The 21,159-nt window shown below is 69.4% G+C and carries 19 protein-coding genes and 1 pseudogene; 12 read left to right on the top strand and 8 right to left on the bottom strand.

All coding sequences use genetic code 11. From position 1 onward, the window contains the following. The first annotated feature begins 41 nt into the window (after window positions 1-41). Window positions 42-575, top strand: coding sequence for a 3'-5' exonuclease (locus AB0M95_RS34875; RefSeq protein WP_363774113.1), 534 nt, complete (start codon window positions 42-44; stop codon window positions 573-575). Between the two features lie 171 nt (window positions 576-746). Here the strand turns inward: AB0M95_RS34875 and AB0M95_RS34880 are convergent, their stop codons facing one another. Then, window positions 747-1,298, bottom strand: coding sequence for a hypothetical protein (locus tag AB0M95_RS34880; RefSeq protein WP_363774116.1), 552 nt, complete (start codon window positions 1,296-1,298; stop codon window positions 747-749). Between the two features lie 210 nt (window positions 1,299-1,508). Here AB0M95_RS34880 and AB0M95_RS34885 point away from each other — a divergent pair, with 210 nt between their 5' ends. The 4 genes from AB0M95_RS34885 (at window position 1,509) to AB0M95_RS34900 (ending at window position 6,138) form a co-directional block, all read left to right on the top strand. Next, complete coding sequence (locus AB0M95_RS34885) at window positions 1,509-1,739, top strand: sigma factor-like helix-turn-helix DNA-binding protein (RefSeq protein WP_363774119.1); 231 nt, start codon at window positions 1,509-1,511, stop codon at window positions 1,737-1,739. Window positions 1,740-2,635: 896 nt separating this feature from the next. Continuing rightward, a complete protein-coding gene (locus tag AB0M95_RS34890; RefSeq protein ID WP_363774122.1) occupies window positions 2,636-4,039 on the top strand; it encodes a hypothetical protein in 1,404 nt (467 codons plus the stop codon). Between the two features lie 12 nt (window positions 4,040-4,051). Next, the gene (locus tag AB0M95_RS34895; RefSeq protein WP_363774125.1) at window positions 4,052-4,858 is read left to right on the top strand and encodes a transporter substrate-binding domain-containing protein; all 807 of its coding nucleotides are present in this window, start codon (window positions 4,052-4,054) and stop codon (window positions 4,856-4,858) included. Then, the gene (locus AB0M95_RS34900) at window positions 4,855-6,138 is read left to right on the top strand and encodes an MFS transporter (RefSeq protein ID WP_363774128.1); all 1,284 of its coding nucleotides are present in this window, start codon (window positions 4,855-4,857) and stop codon (window positions 6,136-6,138) included. The genes AB0M95_RS34895 and AB0M95_RS34900 overlap by 4 nt, the downstream gene beginning before the upstream one ends. A 67-nt stretch (window positions 6,139-6,205) precedes the next feature. Here AB0M95_RS34900 and AB0M95_RS34905 read toward each other — a convergent pair whose 3' ends face one another. The 3 genes from AB0M95_RS34905 to AB0M95_RS34915 are packed head-to-tail and all read right to left on the bottom strand — an operon-like array spanning window position 6,206 to window position 7,436. Next, a complete protein-coding gene (locus AB0M95_RS34905; protein ID WP_363774131.1) occupies window positions 6,206-6,391 on the bottom strand; it encodes a DUF397 domain-containing protein in 186 nt (61 codons plus the stop codon). 14 nt (window positions 6,392-6,405) lie between these two features. Further along, window positions 6,406-6,609, bottom strand: coding sequence for a DUF397 domain-containing protein (locus AB0M95_RS34910; RefSeq protein WP_363774134.1), 204 nt, complete (start codon window positions 6,607-6,609; stop codon window positions 6,406-6,408). Further along, window positions 6,597-7,436: a helix-turn-helix transcriptional regulator gene (locus AB0M95_RS34915; RefSeq protein WP_363774137.1), complete on the bottom strand. Its 840-nt coding sequence runs from the start codon at window positions 7,434-7,436 to the stop codon at window positions 6,597-6,599. The genes AB0M95_RS34910 and AB0M95_RS34915 overlap by 13 nt, the downstream gene beginning before the upstream one ends. Before the next feature lie 126 nt (window positions 7,437-7,562). Here AB0M95_RS34915 and AB0M95_RS34920 point away from each other — a divergent pair, with 126 nt between their 5' ends. The 7 genes from AB0M95_RS34920 to AB0M95_RS34950 all read left to right on the top strand — a co-directional run bounded on the left by AB0M95_RS34920 (window position 7,563) and on the right by AB0M95_RS34950 (window position 17,888). After that, window positions 7,563-8,078 carry a hypothetical protein gene (locus AB0M95_RS34920; RefSeq protein ID WP_363774140.1) on the top strand — a complete coding sequence of 172 codons (516 nt, stop codon included), beginning with the start codon at window positions 7,563-7,565 and terminating at the stop codon, window positions 8,076-8,078. A 240-nt stretch (window positions 8,079-8,318) separates the two neighbouring features. Beyond that, a complete protein-coding gene (locus AB0M95_RS34925; protein WP_363774143.1) occupies window positions 8,319-8,726 on the top strand; it encodes a hypothetical protein in 408 nt (135 codons plus the stop codon). A 151-nt stretch (window positions 8,727-8,877) separates the two neighbouring features. Further along, a complete protein-coding gene (locus AB0M95_RS34930; RefSeq protein WP_363774146.1) occupies window positions 8,878-9,249 on the top strand; it encodes a DUF6247 family protein in 372 nt (123 codons plus the stop codon). Window positions 9,250-9,942: 693 nt separating this feature from the next. Then, on the top strand, window positions 9,943-13,269 hold the full coding sequence (locus tag AB0M95_RS34935; protein WP_363774148.1) for an FtsX-like permease family protein: 3,327 nt from the start codon (window positions 9,943-9,945) through the stop codon (window positions 13,267-13,269). Next, complete coding sequence (locus AB0M95_RS34940) at window positions 13,266-15,992, top strand: FtsX-like permease family protein (RefSeq protein WP_363774151.1); 2,727 nt, start codon at window positions 13,266-13,268, stop codon at window positions 15,990-15,992. The genes AB0M95_RS34935 and AB0M95_RS34940 overlap by 4 nt, the downstream gene beginning before the upstream one ends. Before the next feature lie 19 nt (window positions 15,993-16,011). Continuing rightward, the gene (locus AB0M95_RS34945; protein ID WP_363774154.1) at window positions 16,012-16,959 is read left to right on the top strand and encodes an ABC transporter ATP-binding protein; all 948 of its coding nucleotides are present in this window, start codon (window positions 16,012-16,014) and stop codon (window positions 16,957-16,959) included. Further along, entirely contained in the window at window positions 16,956-17,888 is a 933-nt protein-coding gene (locus AB0M95_RS34950) for an ABC transporter ATP-binding protein (protein ID WP_363774157.1), read from the top strand. The genes AB0M95_RS34945 and AB0M95_RS34950 overlap by 4 nt, the downstream gene beginning before the upstream one ends. A 68-nt stretch (window positions 17,889-17,956) precedes the next feature. Here the strand turns inward: AB0M95_RS34950 and holA are convergent, their stop codons facing one another. The 4 genes and pseudogenes from holA to AB0M95_RS34970 all read right to left on the bottom strand — a co-directional run. After that, window positions 17,957-18,925 carry a DNA polymerase III subunit delta gene (gene holA, locus AB0M95_RS34955; protein WP_363774160.1) on the bottom strand — a complete coding sequence of 323 codons (969 nt, stop codon included), beginning with the start codon at window positions 18,923-18,925 and terminating at the stop codon, window positions 17,957-17,959. Window positions 18,926-19,501: 576 nt separating this feature from the next. After that, the gene (locus AB0M95_RS34960; protein ID WP_358517584.1) at window positions 19,502-19,660 is read right to left on the bottom strand and encodes a hypothetical protein; all 159 of its coding nucleotides are present in this window, start codon (window positions 19,658-19,660) and stop codon (window positions 19,502-19,504) included. A 248-nt stretch (window positions 19,661-19,908) separates the two neighbouring features. Continuing rightward, entirely contained in the window at window positions 19,909-20,760 is an 852-nt protein-coding gene (locus AB0M95_RS34965; RefSeq protein WP_363774163.1) for a permease-like cell division protein FtsX, read from the bottom strand. Between the two features lie 172 nt (window positions 20,761-20,932). After that, window positions 20,933-21,159 (bottom strand): annotated as a pseudogene (locus tag AB0M95_RS34970) (hypothetical protein); the annotation flags it as partial.

Raw genomic sequence — 21,159 nt, forward strand, 5'->3', positions numbered from 1 at the left:
TAGCCTCGCGGAGGTAGATCTTCGTGACCTGAGGTCGGATCATGCTTTCGAACGGTGAACTCGAGCGGCGTTACCTCAACGTCGTGGACGTCGAGGCGACGTGCTGGAAGGGCAAGCCGCCGCGCGGCCAGGTCTCGGAGATCATCGAGATCGGGCTGTGCGTCGTCGACCTCACGCTCCGGCGGCAGGTGACGAAGCACAACGTCATCGTCCGCCCGGCCCGCTCGAAGGTCAGCCGGTTCTGCACGGAGCTGACCGGCCACACCCAGGAGACCGTGGACGCCGGCATCCCCTTCGCCGACGCCTGCCACGCCCTCATGGACGTCCACGACTCCCAGACGCGCCCGTGGGCGAGCTGGGGCGACTACGACCGCAGGCAGTTCGAACGCCAATGCGCGGCCGAGGGAACGCCCTATCCGTTCCATCCGGACCACACCAACGCGAAGAAGGTGTTCGCCGAGGCCAACGGCCTGCCCCGAGGCGTCGGAATGACCCGCGCCCTGACCATGAGCGACCTCCCCTGGACGGCCGCCACCATTCAGGCACCGACGACGCCTGGAACATCGCGGCCCTGATACTGCGCCTCATTCACGCCGGCCGCTGGCCGTCGCCATAGCAGACGACGGCACCACGTCCCCACTGATTCCGGAGTACCCCGAATATCACGGGTGTGGAATCCCACCCGGCCGCCGAGGGCACAGGTAGCCTGCCGGTTTACCAGCATTAGTCGACGCGTGTTCGGGCGGCTAACACCACACCACGCTGCTGGAAAGGATGTTCCATTGCGCGGGGACGACCCAGTCCACCCACCTCTGCCGCTGCCAGTATCGGTATGTGTGCCTGAGCGGCAGCGAACTCGTGTAGTACGAAGCGCGCTCACCGGCGAACACCTCTCTGATCCCGGAATCGGGGTAGTAGGTGTCGCTGTTGCAAGCCGGGCCGGACCCCTGGGACGGGGTGAGCCCAGTGGTGGAGACCAGCGAGTCGCCGAGGCACATGGCCGCCCGACTCTCCAGATAGACCAGCCCGATCGGGCGATTCTCCTCCACCATCCAGTAGTTGTACGTGTGCCGACCCGAAGGAACACTTCCCACGCGCCACCAGGTCAGGGCGTACGGCCGCCCGAGGCCTGGCGGTTGACTGAATCCACCCGCGTAGCACAGGGGATCGACGGCGGCCCGCATGGCCGGCTCGGCCAACGCGGGACTCGCCACCAGCGTGGAGACGATGAGGCAGAGCGCGAAGCCTGCGGCGAGTAGTACGGCCCTGAGACGACGGCTGTGATGAACGATACGCACGGGCTGCCTCTCCTGTAGAGACGGGCGCCTGGTCTGGGCATCAACTCCATCAGCATAGAAATAGCACTACCGCTTGTAAACAATTTGTTTCGCGGTCGAACCTCCACGGCCACGCCAGGATCATGGCACAAAAGGGATTTCCTCGTGCTCTAATTTCGGTCGCCCAGCACGGTCATGGTTCACACCCCGTGTACGCATTCCTGGCACGACGTGGCCGCGGCCAATGACCCCTACGACCGGGCACTCGTCGCCGACGATCTCAAGCGTGACCTCGCCACACTGCCTCCCCGGCAGCGCGCGGTGATCGTATTGCGTTACCACCTCGATCTCTCGGAGAGCGACAGCGCCACCATTCTCGGTTGCAGCATCGGAACGGTGAAGAGCCAGAGTCACAAGGCACTCGGCCGGCTGAGATCACTCATTACCGACGTACTCGAGTGAGGAATCGGATGGATGACGACGAGATTTCGCGGCTGCGCGGGCGACTGCGTCAGCTCGCGGACCAGGTGACCACGCCCCCGGAGTCCATGGGGCGAATCTCCACGATGGTCCGGAGGCGCCGACGTACACAGATGGCGGCCACGGCTGGTTTCAGCCTCACGTTTCTCGTCGTCGCGGCGTCTGGGCGGGTTTCGGTTTGCGGATGGGATCGGAGCACTCGGCGACCATGACGACAAGGACCACGCTGCCCCCGAAGGCGACGGACTGTTCCCCTATGCCGCACATCCCGGATCCGGATTCACCTGGGATTCCCCGGCCGGTTCATCGAGCCTTGCCGGGCGAGATCGGCGGATGCCATCGCGAGCGCCGGAATGCCGCTCAGTAGATTTTCGAGCTTGAGGGCTTATTCAAAGGCCCGTTCCGGCTTAACAGGGGACCAACACACCGAACCGCGCGGGTGACATAATGCCGATTCCGCTGCCCCTTGCCGAAATACGAGAGCATGCTCGCAGCCATAGTCGGTCTATATTTCTTCAGAACCTACACGTAGACCTTTTGAATAAGACCCTTGGAATTGATACGGCCCTGGGACTTCAGGTCGTTCTTCGTGAGAGTGGGGGTTCGCGTTATTTCTCCGTTGTCCTGGGAGCGGCCCCCATCACTATTCAGGCCCGCATTTCGGCCTCTCAATGCGTAGAATATGCGGCCCAGGCGGCGTGATCAGGGTGGTGACGGTGGGGTCCGATGCGGCCATTTCTGGACATAGAGCCCCGATACGGGCGACGTCCGGGCGAAGATCCTTGACACCGTCTAAGGTAGGCCCATAAAAGATGACATGGCCGGTCCAGGGAGACCGGGTCCCATCCGGCAAACCCCGCAAGGGAGGCCGAAGCAGCTTGACGATCACCTCCGCCGTGGTGCGGGCGCGCACCCGTGCCGGAAAGACTTGGCCGGGCAGCACCGTCCCCCGACGCATCCGCCTCATCTCCGGCATCACCGTGATCGCGCTCGCCCTGCTGTTCGTGACGCTCGCGGGCACCACACAGATCGCCAGAACGGGTCTGCGGGTCATCGGGCACGACGCGGGACCCCAGGTAGTGGCCACCGCCGGGCTGTACTTCGCGCTGAGCGATATGGACGGACAGATCGCTCTCGTGCTGCTGATGGGCAAAGCGCACGGCCAGCGGCGCGCCGAGGCACTCCAGCAGTACGAGCGGCGCCGTAACGAGGCGGGCCGCACGCTGATGCAGGCCTCGGCGCTGGCGGGGAACGACCCCAGGAAGAGGCGGACGATCCAGGCTGTGTTCGACGGGCTGGGCCGCTACGAGCGGCTGGCCGGCCAGGCCCTGCTGCTGGACGAGCAGGCGCGGCACGCCCCCGGGCCACCTCCGCGGCAGGTCCTGGACACCTACCGCGAAGCCACCGACCTCATGCGGGAGGAACTGCTGCCGCAGGCGTACAACCTGACCTTGGAGAGCGGCACGATCGTGCGGCGCGTCCACGACGAGACGCGCTCGTCCCTGAGCGCCGGGCGCCTCGTCGTGGTGGGGGCAGGCGTGCTCGCGCTGGGCTGCCTGGTATGGCTCCAGGTCTTCCTGGCACGGCGGTTCCGCCGGGTGATCGCCCCGGCACTGCTCGTCGCCTCGGCCATAGCCGCGATGTACGTCTACACCGGGTTCACCGTCCTCGATCGTGAGGCCGGCACGCTGCTGACCGCGAAGCGGGACGGCTTCGACTCGGTGCTCTCACTGGCCAGGGCCCGGGCGATCAGCAACGGAATGCACGGCGACCAGACCCGCTATCTGCTCGATCCGCAGCGCGCCGACACCTACGAGCACACCTACCTGGACGCGGCCCAGTCGGTGCTCTACGTCGAGGCCGGCAACGTGAAGACCTACCACGATCAGGTGTCGGCGGCGCTCGACGTGTCTCCGCGACGGCAGGGCTTCCCCGGATTCCTCGGCGCCGCGCTCGCCAAGCAGGACGGCGAGCTCGTGAGTGTCACGCTCACCGACTACGACGGCTTCCAGCGCGCCGACGCCGACCTGCGACTCCTCGGGACGGGAGGACGACGAGCCGAGGCCGTCGCCGTGCGGCTGGGACCGCTGAGCGAGAAGTTCGACGCCTACGACGCCAAGCTCCTCGACCTGTCCGAGCGGCACCGCGCCGTCTTCGAGAGGGCCGTCACCGACGGCGAGGACGCCCTCGCCGATCTGTGGTTCCTCCTGCCCGCAGCGATGGTCTCCATCGCCGTCCTGGTCGTGGCCGGGATCCTGCCGAGACTCGGCGAGTACCGCTGAGAAGGGAAGTCCATGCGTGCCTTGCCGGTGGCGATCGCGCTGGCCGTCCTGCTCGTGGGGGCGTGCGGCGGGTCCGCACCCGACTCGATCGTCGGAAAGAAGACCGTGGTGGTCGGAGTACGGCCCGACCTGCCCGGACTCGGCCTGCGGCGGCCGGACGGATCCTTCGAGGGATTCGACGTCGACGTCGCCACCTACCTGGCCGGACGACTCGGCGCGGGCGTGAAGTTCGTCGCCGTCCTCGCCGCCGACCGCGAGGCGGTCCTGCTGGACGGGCGGGCCGACCTGGTCCTCGCCACCTTCAGCATCACTCAGGAACGGAAGAAACGGATCTCCTTCGCCGGGCCGTATCACGTCTCCTACCAGGACATCATGGTGCGGTCCGATCAGAAGGGCATCGGCAACGTACGAGACCTCGCGGGGCGAGCCATCTGCGCGGTTGAAGGGTCGAACGCGGCCGAGCGCGTGGTCGAGGAGCGCGGGGTCGCCGCCAGGCTCGTCCCCGCCAAGGACTACGACCAGTGCCTCACCCTGCTCAAGGAAGGCGCCGTTGACGCGATCACCACCAACGACGTGATCCTCGCCGGGCTGGCCAAACGCGAAAAGGCCGGCCTGCGGCTCGTCAACGCGCGGTTCAACGAGCAGCGCACCGGCGTCGGCATCAGGAAGGGAGACGTGGAGGGCTGCGAGGTGCTCAACCGCGCGATCACCGACCTGTACCAGGACGGCACGGCGGCCAAGCTCATGACCAAGTGGTTCGGCGGCACCGGCCTGGACCTCACCTCTGTCCACGTCCCCCGATTCGAAGGCTGTGAATGATGGCGGGCACCCGGTCGCGTGAAGTCATCCTCGCCTGCCTGATCGGCACTTCGCTGGAGTGGTACGACTTCTTCCTCTACGGCACCGCGGCGGCGCTCGTCTTCGGGAGGCTGTTCTTTCCCGAGGCCGACCCGCTGACCGGCACTCTGCTGGCCTTCGCGACCTACGGGGTCGGGTTCCTCGCCCGGCCGATCGGCGGTGTGCTGTTCGGGCACTTCGGCGACCGGGTGGGCCGCAGAAACGTCCTCGCGGTCACGCTGCTCGTGATGGGGCTGGCCACCTTTCTCATCGGTCTGCTCCCGACCTACGCCACCATCGGCGTCGCGGCACCGGTCCTGCTGGTCTTTCTGCGCTTCGTGCAGGGGCTCAGCCTCGGCGGCCAGTGGAGCGGTGCGGTGCTCCTGTCGGTGGAGCACGGCCATCCCGCCCGGCGCGGGCTGTACGCCAGTTGGCCGCAGGTCGGCGTGCCCGCGGGCAACCTGCTGGCCGCCGGAACGCTCGGGCTGGTCAACGTGGTGCTACCCGACGACGCCTTCCTGACCTGGGGCTGGCGGCTCCCCTTCCTTCTTTCCAGCCTGCTCGCACTCGCCGGGCTCTGGATCCAGGCCAACATCGCCGAATCGCCGCTCTTCACCCAGGTCTCCACCCGGTCACGCCTGCCGCTCGCGGAAGTGGTCCGTACCCATCCGCGTGCCCTGGTGGCCACGTTCTGCGCCCGGATCGGAGTGGACGTCGCCTTCTACGTCTTCACCCTGTACGTGCTCACCTACCTCGTCGACAAGGTCGGCGTGTCCCGGGACACCGGTCTGAACGCGGTCTTCATCGCCTCCGCCGCCCAGATCCTGCTCATTCCGTTCTTCGGCGCGCTCTCCGACCGGATCGGGCGCCGTCGCGTGTACCTGGCGGGCGTGATCGGCGCGTCGGTCTGGGCCTTCGCCTTCTTCCCGCTGCTCGACGGCGGAACTTTTCCCGTGATCATGCTCGCCGTCGGCGTCGCGTTGGTCGCGCACGCGGCGATGTACGGTCCGCAGGCCGCGTTCATCGCGGAACTCTTCTCGACCCGGCTCCGCTACAGCGGCTCGTCCCTCGGCTACCAGCCCGCCGGGGTGGCCGGAGGGGCGCTGGCCCCGATCATCGCCATCGTCCTGCTCGACCGGTTCAGCACCACCACCGCCATCTCCCTCTACCTGCTGGCCTCGCTCGCGATCACTGCCCTGGGGTTGGCGATAGCCCCCAAGCCGGTCGCCTGGACCGCCGAACTGGCTCCACGACGACAGTGAGCCGCGTACGGCGGGACCCGAACCGGGGGCGCGGGTCCCACTCGTCTTCCAAGCTCAGGCGCTCAGCTCACCGGACTTGAGGCTGTCGCGGAATGCGGCCCATTCGGTAGCGGAGACGTAGCGCCAGGCCATGTGGGCGCTTGCTGTCCCGAACCGCCATGCCGCTGTCAGACAAAGCGGCAACCTCCAGGCAATCACCAGTGGATCCGCTGTATGAGGACTTGACCCATTGGACGCTGGTCAGTTCGTTCATCTCCGCATGTGCTCTCAGGCGCCCAGATCACCGGACTTGAGGCTGGTGCGGAACGCCACCCACTCGGTAGCGGGGACGCGCAGCACGGCGCCGTGCGGGCGCTTGCTGTCGCGGATCGCCATGCCATCGTCATGCAGCACGGCCAGTTCCACACACTCACCGCCATTACCGGTCGAGTATGAGGACTTGATCCACTTGACCTTCGTCAGGTCGTCCATCTTTCCATCCCCTCCTTGATCATTTTTAGCGAGCCCTCGCGTGGAAGTGCGCTGGCTCGAACGGCTTCGTACCGGGCTTGGATTCCTCGTACTTCCTTGGTCTGAGCGACCACTTGACCTCTACCGGCGGATTCGAGATAGGCGACCTCGCGACCGTCACGTAGTTGCGCGAGGAAGAAGCCTCCTCCCAATCCTGCGGTGCAGGCTGCCGTTACCGGAACTATCTGGATCGTGATACGCGGACGTTCAGCCAGATCCAGGAGGTGCGCCAATTGCCCTCGCATGACGGTTGGACCACCGACAGGTCGCTGCAGAACCCCCTCGTCCAGTACGGCCCACAGCATAGGTGGGCTCTCGCCTTCGAGGAGAGTTTGTCGCTCAAGTCGAGCCGCGACGCTCTTATCGATCTGGTCGTTCGTGCTTCCCGGCTCTCCGCGAAACACCGCCCGCGCGTAGTCTTCCGTCTGAAGGAGGCCCAGCACGAGTGTCGGCTGCCATGCGCGCAGGGTCACTGCTTGCTGCTCCACCTCCAGCCATGGGTAGAACCAGCGCTGGTTACCGTCCATGCGGCACTGTTCCCAGACCTGGATCAGGGTGCCGTTGACGCCGAGGGCCTCGTCGCATTGTTCTACGAGTTCTCGTTGCTGCGGTAGCCGTAGCCCCCTTTCTATCGCGCCCATCGCGGCTCCCGTGTAGCCGAGTTTGCGGCCGAGCTGGGACTGGGTCATGCGCACCTCCATGCGGAGTCTGCGCAGCTCGTAGCCGAAACGGGCGGCCGGCGAGCTCTCGGGGTTGGTCATCTGCGGTCGCGCCACCTGCTCCTCCACGCAACGGAATGCAACGGAAAACAATCTGCGGCAACCTCGCCATGATGCCGACGTCGTCGCTTTTCGCTTACGGACAGTAGGGCCTGGGAGCACTCTTGGAGAGGCGAATCAAGAACCGGCAAGGAAATGGTGTCCCGCATGCCACAGGTAATCGCATCCAAGACCATCACGCAAGCCCGAAAATCCGGACATCCCACCGAAAGCGTCGATATCGCTTTTGAAGCGGCGGAAACGCTTCAGCGGAAGCTGGCCTTCTTTCATATCTCCACGGACATCAATGCGGGGAAGGGCGTCGCGCTGATATCGGTGTGGGCCGACCTGATCGTATGGACGGACGGCGAACTCGGGTACTGGTGGTGGTCCGGGCGGTACTCCTCCCCTGGACGCAAGCTCTACGCCTGGGGCCTGGTGCTGGATCCGGTGTCCGTGGCACGTCGGGTGGCCTGCCGATTCGCCGAGACCTTCCACGACCACCCGCTCTCGGCGGCGATCATCCACCTGCTTTCCACGGTCCGGGACGGCTGGCAGTTTCCGCCACGACTGAGCAGCTCCGTTCCCCCGAACGCGTTCGCTCACCCGAGCACGGCCGTTCCCCCGAGCGCGACCGTTCCCTGGAATCAGGGCGTCGCCGGACCCGCGTGATGCGCCTTTGCACCACGCCTTCCACGCCTTTCCGCCGGACCGTACGCCGTCCGTCCCGGGAACCCGCCATTCGCGACCGAGCCGCGTCTCCCGAAGCACACCCGTCCGCGGAATTCGAGCAGGCGTGGAGACGAGCCGCACGCGCGATGCGCGCCAAAGGGATCGGCCGCCGGGAACTCAGTGAAACGGCCGAGGCGCTCGGACTATCCCCTCTCACCGACCAAGAATGGGCCGACATCGATGAACACCCATGACGCCGTCTCGGAGAAGCGCGCCGACGAGGACGCCAAGCTGCTCGCCGTCCTGCACCGTCACCTGGCGGGCGACGGCGTCCGCAGCCGCATCTACAAGCGGATGCGGCTGGCCATCGGCACCCAGACCATCCCGCCCAGCCGCGCGTACTCCCCCACCGAGCTGATCGTGTACGACGCGGACGGGAAGGGCCGGGCCAAGGTCACCGTGCGGGTCAGGTTCTGGGGCACGGCCTTCCTGGTCACCCCGTCCGACGACCGCCCGATCTTCCAGTTCCCGATCGGCCAGATCTCCGAGGTGATCCACTGGCTCGGCCTGCTGACTCGGGGAGAATCCGAGCCGAGTCAGCAGGCCGGCCCCAACGCCTACGACGCCACCTCTCTCGAGTCCGGATGATGTGGCGTCCCACCCCGATCGCCGACGCCCGTCCCCGTAGGAGCCGCGTGCGCTCGGATAGGCGCATGCCAGACCGCTAAGCTCGGGTGATGATGTACCTCTGCCCTACCCCCGGCAGCCGAAGGCTGACCGCCGACCAAGGAGGTGACAGATGAACGCCGAGCACTACGAATCCTCCGTCACGCGGACGCCCGAGCAGATTGTGAAGTCCCTGGACAGGGATCGAAGCCCGCGCAACATCCGCGCGTGCCTGCCCCATGCTGATCGGACCTACTTCGACAAGGACTTCAGGCAGGCCATGGCCAAGGCCACCGAAGAGCTGGACCTTGGTCCTGTCAACGAGCTACTCGCCCACTGGTGGCATATGGCCAGAATGAAGGCGAGTGGGGAGTATGAAGACCTCTTGGAGCAGGCGGCCCGTCTCCAGGACCAGATCGAGTGCGGCGAGTACATACCGGGTAGGCCATTGCAGGAGGTCATCGCCGAGCGCGCGGCCGAACTCGGCGTGAGGCTGAACCGGTAAATGTACACGGTCGGCCATGGCAAGCAGGTAGAAGACCAGATCGCGGCTCTCCCAGCGGAGGCGCTCGTGGCGTTCCATGAAGTAACGGTGTTTCTTCAGGTCCCCCGTGGAACGGCCACCCTTTCGTGCGTGAACGCCCCGATGCTCCCATGCGCACACGTACCTTCGGCGATGCTGGAGCGGGGATGGTCACATATCTGATCGTGGAGTACCGGCGTCAGGTGGAAATCATTCAGGTGGCGTGGTACAGCTGACCGCCGTCACCCGGTTTCCGGCGAAATGGTTCGGCGACAGGCGATATTCGTGTTGCACCGGCTTCTCTCCTACGCGTCGCCACCCGCCACGGCCGCCACTGGGCCTGGCCCCTCGCGTATCGGAAGGGCGCGGGCGGCAACCGCGCCCGTTATCGGACGGCCGATGGTCCCCTGAGAGAAGGCCGGTGACCAGGCCGGGGGTGACGGAGGACTGCCGTCGCGCACGCCACTCGCGGTAGTGCGGCGCGGCGGGGGACCACTAACCGCTCGTGACAACCCGTAACGCCGGTTCACACATAGCTGAAATGTCACGATTTCGATATCACACGGCAGTTTCCGCTGCGTATCGGCTGTATCACCGTGATTCCCGGGCCCTTCTTTTGTCGGTGCCGATAACTAAGGTGGCCGAAACGGGAATGCGGCGGCGGGGAGGCGATCCATGCGGGGGCGGACACCTCTGGTGCTGCGGCGCGCGTTCAATGAGCCGCTTCTGCTGCTCGCCGCGCTCGGGTCCATCCTCCTCGCGACCACCACGCTCGTCGCGCTCACGATGTACGCGTCCTCGGTCGCGGACGTCGGCGTGCGGCGGGCGATGGAGACCGCGCCCACCTCGACCACCGCCACGAAGATCACCGTCCCCGTCCAGAAGGACACCTTCGGCGGCATCGAGAAGGCGGTCCTGACCAGGCTCGACGCGCTCGGGAAGAGCGGCGGCCAGGTCGTGCCGAACACGGTGACGCTGAGCGCCCGTTCGGACTCCTACGCGCTGCCCGGGCAGGAGCGGCTGGGCCATCCCGAGCTGACCCGCTTCGGCGCCTACGAGGGGCTGGACGGCCAGGCGCATCTCGTCACCGGCCGGTGGCCCCAGGCGGCGACGACAGGGACGGTGGAGTTCGCCGCGTCCCAGGCCGTCGCGCAGACGATGGGCCTCACCACGGACCGGCCGTTCACCATGATCGGGCGCCTCGACCACAAGCCCGTCCAGGCCGTCCTCACCGGGGTCTTCCAGCTCGACGACCCGTACGCCGACCGCTGGGAGGGCGAAGAGCTGCTGCGCCGGGGCGTGGAGCGCGGCGACTACACGACCTACGGCCCGCTGATGGTGCCGAAGGAGACGTTCCTCGCCCGCTTCGCGTCGTCGAGCGTCACGGTGAGCTGGACGTCCGTCCCCGATCTTCGCGACCTGCGGCAGGAGGGCCTGCGCCCGTTCGCCGCGTCGGTGGCCGCCCTCGGGGACGATCTGAAGCGCGACTGCCCGTCCTGCGGCACGTTCAGCCGCCTGCCGGACATGCTGACCCAGCTCGACCAGGCGGCGCTGGTCGCCCGGTCGACCATGCTGGTCCCGGTGCTGCAACTGCTGCTGCTCGCCGCGTACGCGCTGATCCTCACCGCGCGCCTGCTGGCCGACCACCGCCGCATGGAGGTCGCGCTGCTGCGCTCGCGCGGCGCGGGCAGCCTGCGGCTGGCGTTGCTGACGGCGGCCGAGGCGCTGCTGGTGGCCGTGCCGTGCGCGCTGGTCGCGCCGTTCCTGGCCCCTCCCCTGCTGTCGCTGATCAACGCGCTGCCCTGGATCCAGGCCGCCGGGGTCCGCATCGCGCCCGAGCCCGGCCTCACGACCTTCGCCGTGTCCGGTGCGGTGGCGCTGGCCTGCGCCGTGCTGCTGGCGCTCCCGGCGCTGCGCGGCGGGCGCAGGACGTACGTCGAAGAACAGTCGGCGCGCGGCCGGGGCGAGAAGCAGGGCCTACTGCAACGGGCGGGCGGCGACGTCGGGCTGCTGGTGGTGGCGGCGCTGGCGATCTGGCAGCTCCAGCACTACGGCGCCCCGGTGACCGCCACTGCGGGCGGCGACCTCGGCATCGATCCGCTCATCGTCACCGGCCCGGCGCTGGCACTGCTGTGCGGCGGCATGCTCGGCCTGCGGCTGGTGCCGCGCGTCTCGCGCATCGCCGAACGGTTCACCTCGCGCAGGCCCGGCCTCGCCCCCGCGCTCGGAGCCTGGCAGGTCAGCCGCCGTCCGATGCGCTACTCCGGGCCCGCCCTGCTGCTCACGATGGCGGTGGCCATCGGCGTGGTCTCGATGGCCACGGCGGCGACGTGGCGCGCGTCCCAGCTCGACCAGGCCCGCCACCAGGCGGCGGCCGACCTGCGGGTGTCCGGGCCGGTGGAGTCCGGCGAACTGGGCCCGCTCGGCCGGGGCGCGACGTACGCCGCCCTGCCGGGGATCACCGCGATCAGCCCCGTGTACCGCGGCTCGGCGACGTTCTCGGGCGGCACGGGCACACTGCTGGCCGCCGACGCGAGCAAACTGTCCACGCTGCTCATGCTCCGTCCTGATCTGACCACCGATCCGCTGGCCACGCTGGCGGGTCGGGTGGCGGCCAGCCGCCCGGACGTGCGCGCCGTCCCGCTGCCCGGCACCCCGGCGAAGCTGACCATGGACGCGACGCTGAGCCTCGGCGGCGGCACGACCCTCCAGCCGGGGGACGAGTTCCACCTCGGCATGGTCGTGTCGGACGCGCTCGGCGCTCAGCGCCAGGTGACGCTGGCGCCGCTCGTCCCGGACGGGCGCCCGCACCCGGTCACCGCGGACCTGAGCGCGCTCGCGGGCCGGTCCGGCAAGCTGAGCCACCCGCTGGCGATCCGGGGCTTCGTGCTGCGCGTGCCGCTGGCCGTCCAGGACGGCTTCACGCTCGCCGTCGCGCCGCCGGTCACCGACACCGGCGCGCGGGTGGCGATGCCCGGCGGCGTCCAGTGGGGCCACACCGTGCGCGGCGAGGACGCCACGGGCGAACAGGTCACCACGGGCGGCGCCACGCTCTTCACGCTGACGGTGCCGAAACCCCCGGCCCAGGCCCCCGCGGTGGACCAGAAGTTCATGGCCCTGGTCGCGGCGCCGGCGGGGGTCGCCAACCGTGACCTGTTCCAGCCGGTCACCGCCACGGACGAACCGTCCCCCGCGCACGCCGCGTCCGTCCTCAAGCCGCTGCCGGTGGTGGTCACCGCCGACATCGCCGCCAAAGAGAAACTGGCCGCGGGCAAGACCGGGGTGCTGACGCTGGACGGGCAGCCCGTCACGGTGGCCGTCGCCGCGATCATCCAGGCCATGCCCGGAACCGCGCCCGGCGCGCCGGCCGTCCTCGCCGACCTGCCCAGTCTGCTCGCCCGCGACCTCGCCTCGGCGCGCGAGCCCCGCACCCCCGGCGAGTGGTGGATGTCGGCCCGCGACGGCGACCCGTCGGCGGCCGTGAGCCGGCTCTCCCGCCACCCGGAGTGGGACCAGACCATCGTGGACCTGGACTCACTGACCAGGCGGTTCCGGGACGATCCGCTCGCCAGCGGGCTCCAGGGCGCGCTGATCCTGGGCTTCGTCGCCGCGCTGATCTTCGCCGCGCTCGGCTTCCTGGTGAACGCGGCCGTGGCGGCGCGGGAGCGGATCTCCGAGTTCGCCATCCTGCGGGCGCTCGGCCTGAGCTTCCGGCAGATCTTCGGCCTGCTGGCCGTCGAGCAGGCGTTCCTCATCGGGTTGTCGCTGGTCGGCGGCACGCTGCTGGCCGCCGGCGTCGCGGCGCTGGTCGTCCCGCACATCGTGCTGACCGGCCAGGCGGCGGCGGTCACCCCGGGCGTTCTGCTCGACATCCCCTGGCCGGCGACGCTGGCGATGCTGGTCGCGCTCGGCGCCGTCCTGTTCGGGATCGTCGCCGGCCTCGCCCGGTCGCTGCGCCGCCAGGGCCTCGGCCGCGCCCTACGCATCGGGGAGGATCGATGAGCCCACTGCTCCCGCTCAGGGTCTACCGGGGCGCGGCGGCCGTGCTGGCGCTGCTGTCCCTGGGCACCGCGCTCCTCGTCGCGGGTCTGCCGCGCGGGTTCGAGCTGGCCTACGACGACGCGCTGCACCTCGTCGTCGACGACGCCTCCGCGAACCAGACCGACCTCGCCATCCGACTGATGCCGCGCATGCACAGCCAGGACCTCGCGCGCGAGAGCGACTTCCGCGGCAGGGACGCGCAGTGGCGCGCGATCATCCCCCCGTCGCTCGCGCCCGTCCTCGACACGAGCCCCGGCAACGACAGCCACTACTCGGCGAAGACGGTCGGGACGCCGGTCGCCGGTCGCATCGGGTCCGACCCGATTCCGCTGCAGTTCGTCGACCTGGGCTGGGTGTCCGGCGCCGACCGTCGCATCCGGTACGTCGAGGGCACGCCGCCCGGCCCGCCGCAGACGATCGCGTCCGTCCCCGGCCACCCCGACCTGGTCGACGTCCCGCGGTTCGACATCGCCCTGGCCAAGCGCGCGTCCACGATGATGCGCATCCCCGTGGGCACCACGCTGATCCTGGGCAACAGCCATCCCTCGCTCGCCCGCGTCACGGCGCTGTTCGAGCCGGTGGTGCCGACCGACCGGTACTGGGACCACAACCTCGACGCGGTGCAGGTCACCGTACGACGCGTGGCCGGGTCGGACGTCGAGGAACACCACATCACCGCGCTCGTCGACATCAGCTCGGTGGAACGGCTCAGCAGCAGCGACCGCGACCTGCGGTACAACTGGATCATCGGCCTGTCCCCCTCCGCCCTCAACGCCCGCAACGCGCCGGAGCTGATCACGGGCGCGGACGAGTACGAGCAGGCCATCCGCGGCCTGGTCGGCCGGTCCATCAACAGCTACGCGCAGGTCGCCGGGTTCGCGCCGTTCCAGCTCGACACCGGGCTGCGCGAGCTGCTGCGCGACTACCTCCGGCGGCTCGCCACCGCGCAGACGCTGATGTTCCTCGTCATGGGCGGGCTGCTGGTCGTCGCGGCCGGGGTCATGGCGCTGTCCGTCCAATTGCTGACCGAGCGCATGGGCACCTCCCTGTCCCTCATGCGGGCCCGCGGCGCCTCGCTCGGGCAGGTCATGCGGACGGCGGCGGGGACGGTCGCGCTCGCCACCTTCCCGGCGATCATCGCCGGCTACGGGCTGTCGTACCTGCTGCCGGGCCCGGTGACGCCGATCGTCCACCTCGGCCCGCTGCTCATCGGCTCCTTCGCCGTCGGGTTCGCGGCGGTCCGCGTCGCCCTCGCCCACCGCACGCCGCTGCGGGAGCGCCGCGAGGACATCGTCGCCCGCCGCCGGTCGCCGCGCAGGACGATGCTCGAACTGCTGATCGTGGTCCTCGCGCTGGTGGGGGCCTACCTGCTGCGCACCCGCGGCCTGACCACCGAGCTGAACGCGCTCGGGGCCGACCCGTTCCTGATGCTGGTACCCGCCGCGCTCACCCTCGCCGCGGCGCTCCTGACGTTGCGCTGCTACCCGTACCCGCTGCGCGCGGTGGTGTGGCTGGCGGCCCGGGCGCGGCCCGCCGTCCCGTTCGTCGGGCTCACCCTGGCGGCCCGCGCCCGGTCGGTGACCGCGCTGCCCGTCGTGATCCTGCTGCCCGCGCTCGCCGTGTCGGTGTACGGGGCCGTGGTCGGCGGGACGCTGGACACCACGCAGCGGCTCGCCGCCTGGCGGTCCTCGGGCGCGGACGCCCGGGTCGAGAGCGCGGCCGAGCTGCCCGCCAAGGTGATCGAGCAGGTGCGCCGCACCCCGGGCGTGCGGGCCGTGGTGCCGGCCGACAAGGGCATGGCGCAGATCGGGTTCGGCGGGCGGACCGCGACCGTCGTCGCCGTGGACCTCGACGCCTACCGCGAGATCGTCACGGACAGCCCGCTCACCGTGCCCCACCTGGACGACGACGGCGCGGGCGGGGCCGGGGCGCCCATCCCCGCGCTGGTCTCCCCCGACCTCGCCAACCTGAGCACGTTCGAGATCGGCTGGCACGTCCGGATGAAGATCGTCAAGAAGGGAGTGATCACCGGAGGGCTGCCCGGCATCAGCTTCGCCGAGCGCAACGTGATCATCGTCCCGTACGACGCCTCGAAGCGGGCCGGGGCGCGTACCTATACGAACATGCTGCTGCTCGGCGCGGACGAACCAGGCGGCGGGATCGACGCGACCGCGCTGCTCAACGCGACGGGGAACGTCCCGGAGATCTTCGTCGAGACGTTCGAACGGGCCCTGGACCACGTCACCAAGACCCCGCTGACCGGCACGATCAAGACCAGCTTCCTGGTCGTCACGATCGCGATGGCCGTGTACGCGCTGCTCACCGTGGTCATCGCGCTGGTCGTCGGCGCCACCGAGCGCACCCGGGCGCTGTCCTACCTGCGCACGCTCGGCCTGTCCGAACGCCAGGCCGCCAACCTGACCGTCCTGGAGATCGCCCCCCTGATCCTGATCACCGCGTGCGCCGGGCTCGTCCTCGGCCTCGCCCTCCCCTCGGCCCTCGGCCCCGGCATCGACCTGCGCGCGTACGCCGGTGACATCGCCATCGGCGAGTACCACCTCGACCCGACCACGCCGATCCTGCTGGCCGCCGGCCTCGCCGCCGTGGCCCTGGCCGGCGCGTTCGTCCATGCCGTGTCCGGCCGCCGCCGATCCCTCGGCTCGATCCTGCGAGTGGGTGACTAGTGAACGAGTGGGTGACCACGTGAACACGCCGACAGTGAACACACCGACGCTCTCGGAACTGGAGGCGCGCGCCGGCAAGGGCCAGCCCGTCTTCGGCGAGCACGCGCACATCCTGTGCGACAACCTCGTTCGCATCTACAAGACCGAGGGCGTCGAGGTCGTCGCCCTCCAGGGGCTCGACCTGCTGATCGACAAGGGCGAGCTGATCGCCATCGTCGGCGCCTCGGGGTCGGGCAAATCCACGCTGCTCAACGTGCTGTCGGGGCTGGACGTGCCGACCGCCGGGCTCGCCCGCGTGGCCGGCACCGACCTGCTGTCCATGACCGCCAAAGACCGGCTGCGCTACCGGCGGGAGGTCGTCGGGTTCATCTGGCAGCAGACCGCGCGCAACCTGCTGCCGTACCTCACCGCCCGCGAGAACGTCCGGCTGCCCGTCAAGCTCGCCGGCAACCGCGACAAGGCGGCCGGCGCCGACGAACTGCTGGAGCTGCTCGGCGTGGCCTACTGCGCCGACCGCAGGCCCGACCAGATGTCCGGCGGTGAGCAGCAGCGCGTCGCCATCGCCGTCGCGCTCGCCAACTCCCCGGAGGTCGTCCTCGCCGACGAGCCGACCGGTGAGCTGGACAGCGAGAACTCCGAGCAGGTCTTCGCCGCGCTGCGCCGCGCCAACCGCGAGCTCGGCGTCACGGCCGTGGTCGTCACGCACGACCCGCTGGTGTCGGAGCAGGTGGACCGGACGATCGGGATCCGCGACGGGCGTACGAGCAGCGAGACGCTGCGCCGCGAGGGCACCGACGGCGGGATCATCGCCGAAGAGTACGCCGTCCTCGACCGCGTGGGCCGCCTGCAGCTTCCCCGGGACTTCACCAGCGCGCTCAACATGGAACGGCGCGTCCGGCTGGAGCTGGAGCGCGACCATATCGGCGTATGGCCAGACAAGCCACGCTCGTCGGAGGACACGGAGTGAACAACCACGAAACCGGCAAAGCCCCCCTGGACGCGCGCGACACGCATGAACCCCGCGACACGCGGCATGAGGACGGTCCCCGCTCCGCGTCGTACGAGCGCGACTCCCGGGCGCGTTCGGAGGGACGCGACGAGCGTCACGTGCCGGACCGGCCCGGCGCCAGGGAGGCGGATGCGGTCGCCTTCACCGGCGAGCCGGTAGCCACCACCGGCGCCGCCTTCACGGGCCAGCCGCTGGTCGTGGTCGAAGGGCTTCGGAAGGTGTACCGCACCGGGCCCAAGGAGGTCGTGGCCCTGCGCGACGTCTCCTTCGAGGCCTACCCCGGGCAACTGGTCGCGATCAGGGGACGCTCGGGGTCCGGCAAGACCACCCTGCTCAACCAGATCGGCGGCCTGGACCGTCCGGATGCCGGGCGGGTGCTCGTGGACGGCCACGTGGTGACCGAACTGGCGGAGGCCGGGCTGCTGGAGCTGCGGCGGGACGTCATCGGGTTCATCTTCCAGTCGTTCGGCCTCATCCCCGTGCTCTCGGCGGCCGAGAACGTCGGCGTTCCCATGCGACTCACCCGTACCCCCGCAGGCGAGCGCGAGGAGCGCATCCACATGCTCCTGGCCATGGTCGGGCTGGAGAAGCACGTCAATCAGCGCCCTTACGAGCTGTCGGGAGGTCAGCAGCAGCGCGTCGCGGTGGCCCGGGCCCTCGCCAACCGGCCCCGGCTGCTGATCGCCGACGAACCGACCGGGCAGCTCGACTCGGGCACCGGACGGCAGATCATGGAACTGATCCGCGCGGTCGTCCGCAGCGAAGGCGTCACCGCGCTGGTCGCCACCCACGACCCCAACCTGATCTCCCTGGCCGACACCGTCCTAGAACTCCACGACGGCACCCTGACCACCACGACCACGCAGCCAACCCCGACGGCCGCATAACCTCTTTCGGTCACCCGAACACCCGGCCCCACAAAGACCCCAGCGGCCCACCTCGCCTAAAACGGGGCTCAGCGGCCGGTGCGGTTCGCGACGATCAGTTGGACCGTGCGCTCCAAGGCGTACGCGGGGTCGGTGCCGCCGCCCTTGACCTGCTCGTCGGCCACCGCGACGGCCTGCATGGCACGGGCGATGCCCTCGGGCCCCCAGCCGTTGAGCTGGCGCGACACGCGGTCGACCTTCCACGGGGGCATGCCGACATGGCTCGCCAGACGGCCGCCGCGCAGGCCGCGGGGCGCGCTGCCGACCTTGGCCAGCGACCGGACGCCGCCCGCGAGCGCGCTGACGATCAGCACGGGCGCGACGCCCGTCGACAGTGCCCATCGCAGCTGCTCCAGCGCCTCGGCGAGCCGCCCCTCCACCGCGCTGTCGGCGACCGCGAAACCGTTGACCTCCGCGCGCCCCCGGTAGTAGCGGGCGACCGCGGCCTCGTCGACCGCCTTGCCCGGGGTGTCGAACGCGAGCTGGCCGCACGCCGCGGCAAGTTCACGAAGATCGTTGCCCACGGCGTCCAGCAGAGCCTGCGCGGCGTCCCCGCCGATCGATCGCCCATGGGCCCGCATCTCGCGCTTGATGAAGTCCAGGCGCTCGCCCATCTTGGTCAGCTTGGCGACCGTCACGACCGCGGCCCCGGCCTTCTTGACGCCGTCCACCAGCGCCTTCCCCTTGACCCCGCCGGGGTGCACCAGGACCACGACGGCGTCCTCCGACGGCGTCTTGGTATAGGCGACCAGCTCGGCCACGACGTCCTTGCCGAGATCCTGCGCGGAGCGGAACACCACGACCGCGCGATCACCGAACAGCGACGGCGACGTCAGACGGGTCAGCTCGCCCGGCTCCACTTTGGCGCCGAACAGGTCGTGCACGCTGGTCTCCGGATCGGACGCGCGCGCCGCCGCGATCACCTCACTCACCGCGCGATCGGCCAGCAGTTCCTCATCACCGATCACAAGCGTCACAGGGGCTGGGTCGGTCGCCATGCGAGCAGCATGCCACGCCTGCGCCCCCAAACGACAACCCACCCCGAAGGCCCCGCCGCGCTCCCCCAACCCCACCCTGCTCGCGAGCCCTCGGACCACACTGACCGACAACACACAAAGCGGTGGACTTTTCGCGGACGCTCAGCGGGCGGATCGAACAGGTCCGCCTGCGGGGGCGACGACGCGTTGGCTGCGGAGCAGGACGTGATGGACCCCTGCCGGCGGTGGACCGTGGCACTCGCCGAGCGACGAGGACGTACGGCCGCTGGGCGACGGAAGGCGTGCGCCGGCCGCTCGACTGAGGGCGCGTGCCCGCTCAGTGCCGGGTGCTGGGTACCTGCGGATCCGTGGCGGTGCGCGTCGGCCGGACGACAAGGTGCTGTACGTCCGCTCAGCGGCGATGGGCGCGCCCGCTTTGCCATGGGCGGCGGCTCGCGTTCGGTGAGCGATGGGTGATGTCCGCTCGAACCGTCCAATCGGTGAGCGGTGCGTCCGTCCGAACCGTCTGACCGGTGAGCGGCGTCTCTGCCCGAACCGTCTAGGTGTTCAGGGCGGCGCAAGAGGTGTCGATCGGCGTCAGCGCGTGGCGGTGACGGGGCGCCGGGCGTGGAACTCGGTGTCCAGGTCGGCGGCGTAGACGGAACGGCAGCACTCGGCGCAGCGGAAGAGGACGGGGCCGTCGTCGAGGGTCGCCCCGCAGCGAGGGCAGTCGTGGCGCCGCGGGTTGGTCGTCATAGTGGGTTTCACCTCCTGTTTCGTTCTCGTGGCTCTAGACTCCCAGAGCATACCTGCAGTTGGATTGCCGGTTACTTGCAATCTGACTTCCAGTAACCTCCTGTGACTGCTGTGCGAAACGGGGTTAATGAGTATTTAGGTTTCGTCATGGCATCCGGCGACGTGGCCAACGCCACCCAATAGGCGTCCTTGATGGCGTGCCCGCGATCCTCCAGGTAGATCGCGCCGACACCGTCCGCGGCCTCCTGTCAGGAGAGCTCCTTGTCGACGGTGTTCACACCGGGGAGCTCGCCGACCACGCGCCTGACACGCGCGTCGGCGTCGGGAGCGTCGAGAACCAGATGGAAGCTCTCCGGGATGTACCCGACAGGCTTCCTGCCGTCCGGTGGCGTGGCGAACGCCACCCAGAAGGCGTCCTTGATGGCGTGCCCGCGATCCTCCAGGTAGATCGCGCCGATACCGTCCAGCGCCCGGACAACCTGGTGGACGGCGGCCTTCTCGTCCGCGCTCGCCGCGCCGCGCCCTCTGCACCGCGAGTCCCTATCCGAAGACTCCGGTTCCTGAGGATCCGGCGGACAAAGCCGGATGACCACATCGGTCTTGCCGGCCCAGAAGCTCGTCCCGTGCAGGAAGACGCTCCAGACTCCCGGCAGCGCCTCCGCTTTTCGCCGGAAATCTCCCATCGAGGCCAGGCCCGCCACGAATGATTCCGGCATATCGGATTCGCGGACCGCACTGCGGAGCGCGGCGCTCAGGTTCTGGTTCGCCTTGAAGTCCCTGAGCGCCTCCGCGCGGGACTTCAACCGCAGGCCGGACACCTCGGGCTGGCCCCGGAGGGCACGTTCGATGGTCAGCCGCTGCGCGGCCGTGACCTCACCGTCGCCGCAGTTTCCCGGCGTGCTGTCTCTCTGACACAGGAACACGATCGCCTCCCCCGTCCTCGGCCAAGGACCGTCGGGCGGCGGCAGAGGCCCGGCTGGCGGGCGGCGCAGCACCCACACCCCCACACCGAGCGCGCCGAGCAGCACCACCACGATGACCACCACGACCCAGGGACTCCAGCGCGCACCGGGCTGCTCCAGGACTTCTTCGTGGGACACGCGCAAACTGTGCCCCGGCGAACAGCGCAAGGTCAAACTCGCCAAGGACCGGCGTGACAGTGGGCCACGCCGCTCGGTCGCGCGCAACTCCACCTGGTAGGTGCAGAAACGGCACGCGACGGATCGACGCGGCCGAAAGGCTCGCCGACGTAGTGCTGTCCGCCGTGCGCCGCTACCGCGCGAGCAGCGGGAGCGCCCGGAAGGTGTGGTCCTGCCACAGCAGCCGCGAGGTCTCTTCCGGGTAGGCGGTGACCATCGACGGCGTGTCGAAGAGCTGTGCGAGGCGGTGGTCGGCGTCGTACGCAGGCCAGCCCGGGTCGCCGTGAGCGGCGAACGCCGTCCACGCCCTGCGGATCTGTGCGGACAGCTCCTCCGCCGCCGGGGAGGGCGGGTCGCCGA

Source organism: Sphaerisporangium sp. NPDC051017, assembly GCF_040683095.1.
Lineage (GTDB): Bacteria > Actinomycetota > Actinomycetes > Streptosporangiales > Streptosporangiaceae > Sphaerisporangium.

Bases quoted from the DNA above. Each gene is read 5' to 3' on its own strand.
- AB0M95_RS34875 (WP_363774113.1), top strand. From the start codon at position 42: ATGCTTTCGAACGGTGAACTCGAGCGGCGTTACCTCAACGTCGTGGAC.
- AB0M95_RS34895 (WP_363774125.1), top strand. From the start codon at position 4,052: ATGCGTGCCTTGCCGGTGGCGATCGCGCTGGCCGTCCTGCTCGTGGGG.
- AB0M95_RS34900 (WP_363774128.1), top strand. From the start codon at position 4,855: ATGATGGCGGGCACCCGGTCGCGTGAAGTCATCCTCGCCTGCCTGATC.
- AB0M95_RS34905 (WP_363774131.1), bottom strand. From the start codon at position 6,391: ATGAACGAACTGACCAGCGTCCAATGGGTCAAGTCCTCATACAGCGGA.
- AB0M95_RS34910 (WP_363774134.1), bottom strand. From the start codon at position 6,609: ATGGACGACCTGACGAAGGTCAAGTGGATCAAGTCCTCATACTCGACC.
- AB0M95_RS34920 (WP_363774140.1), top strand. From the start codon at position 7,563: ATGGTGTCCCGCATGCCACAGGTAATCGCATCCAAGACCATCACGCAA.
- AB0M95_RS34925 (WP_363774143.1), top strand. From the start codon at position 8,319: ATGAACACCCATGACGCCGTCTCGGAGAAGCGCGCCGACGAGGACGCC.
- AB0M95_RS34930 (WP_363774146.1), top strand. From the start codon at position 8,878: ATGAACGCCGAGCACTACGAATCCTCCGTCACGCGGACGCCCGAGCAG.
- AB0M95_RS34935 (WP_363774148.1), top strand. From the start codon at position 9,943: ATGCGGGGGCGGACACCTCTGGTGCTGCGGCGCGCGTTCAATGAGCCG.
- AB0M95_RS34940 (WP_363774151.1), top strand. From the start codon at position 13,266: ATGAGCCCACTGCTCCCGCTCAGGGTCTACCGGGGCGCGGCGGCCGTG.
- holA (WP_363774160.1), bottom strand. From the start codon at position 18,925: ATGGCGACCGACCCAGCCCCTGTGACGCTTGTGATCGGTGATGAGGAA.
- AB0M95_RS34960 (WP_358517584.1), bottom strand. From the start codon at position 19,660: ATGACGACCAACCCGCGGCGCCACGACTGCCCTCGCTGCGGGGCGACC.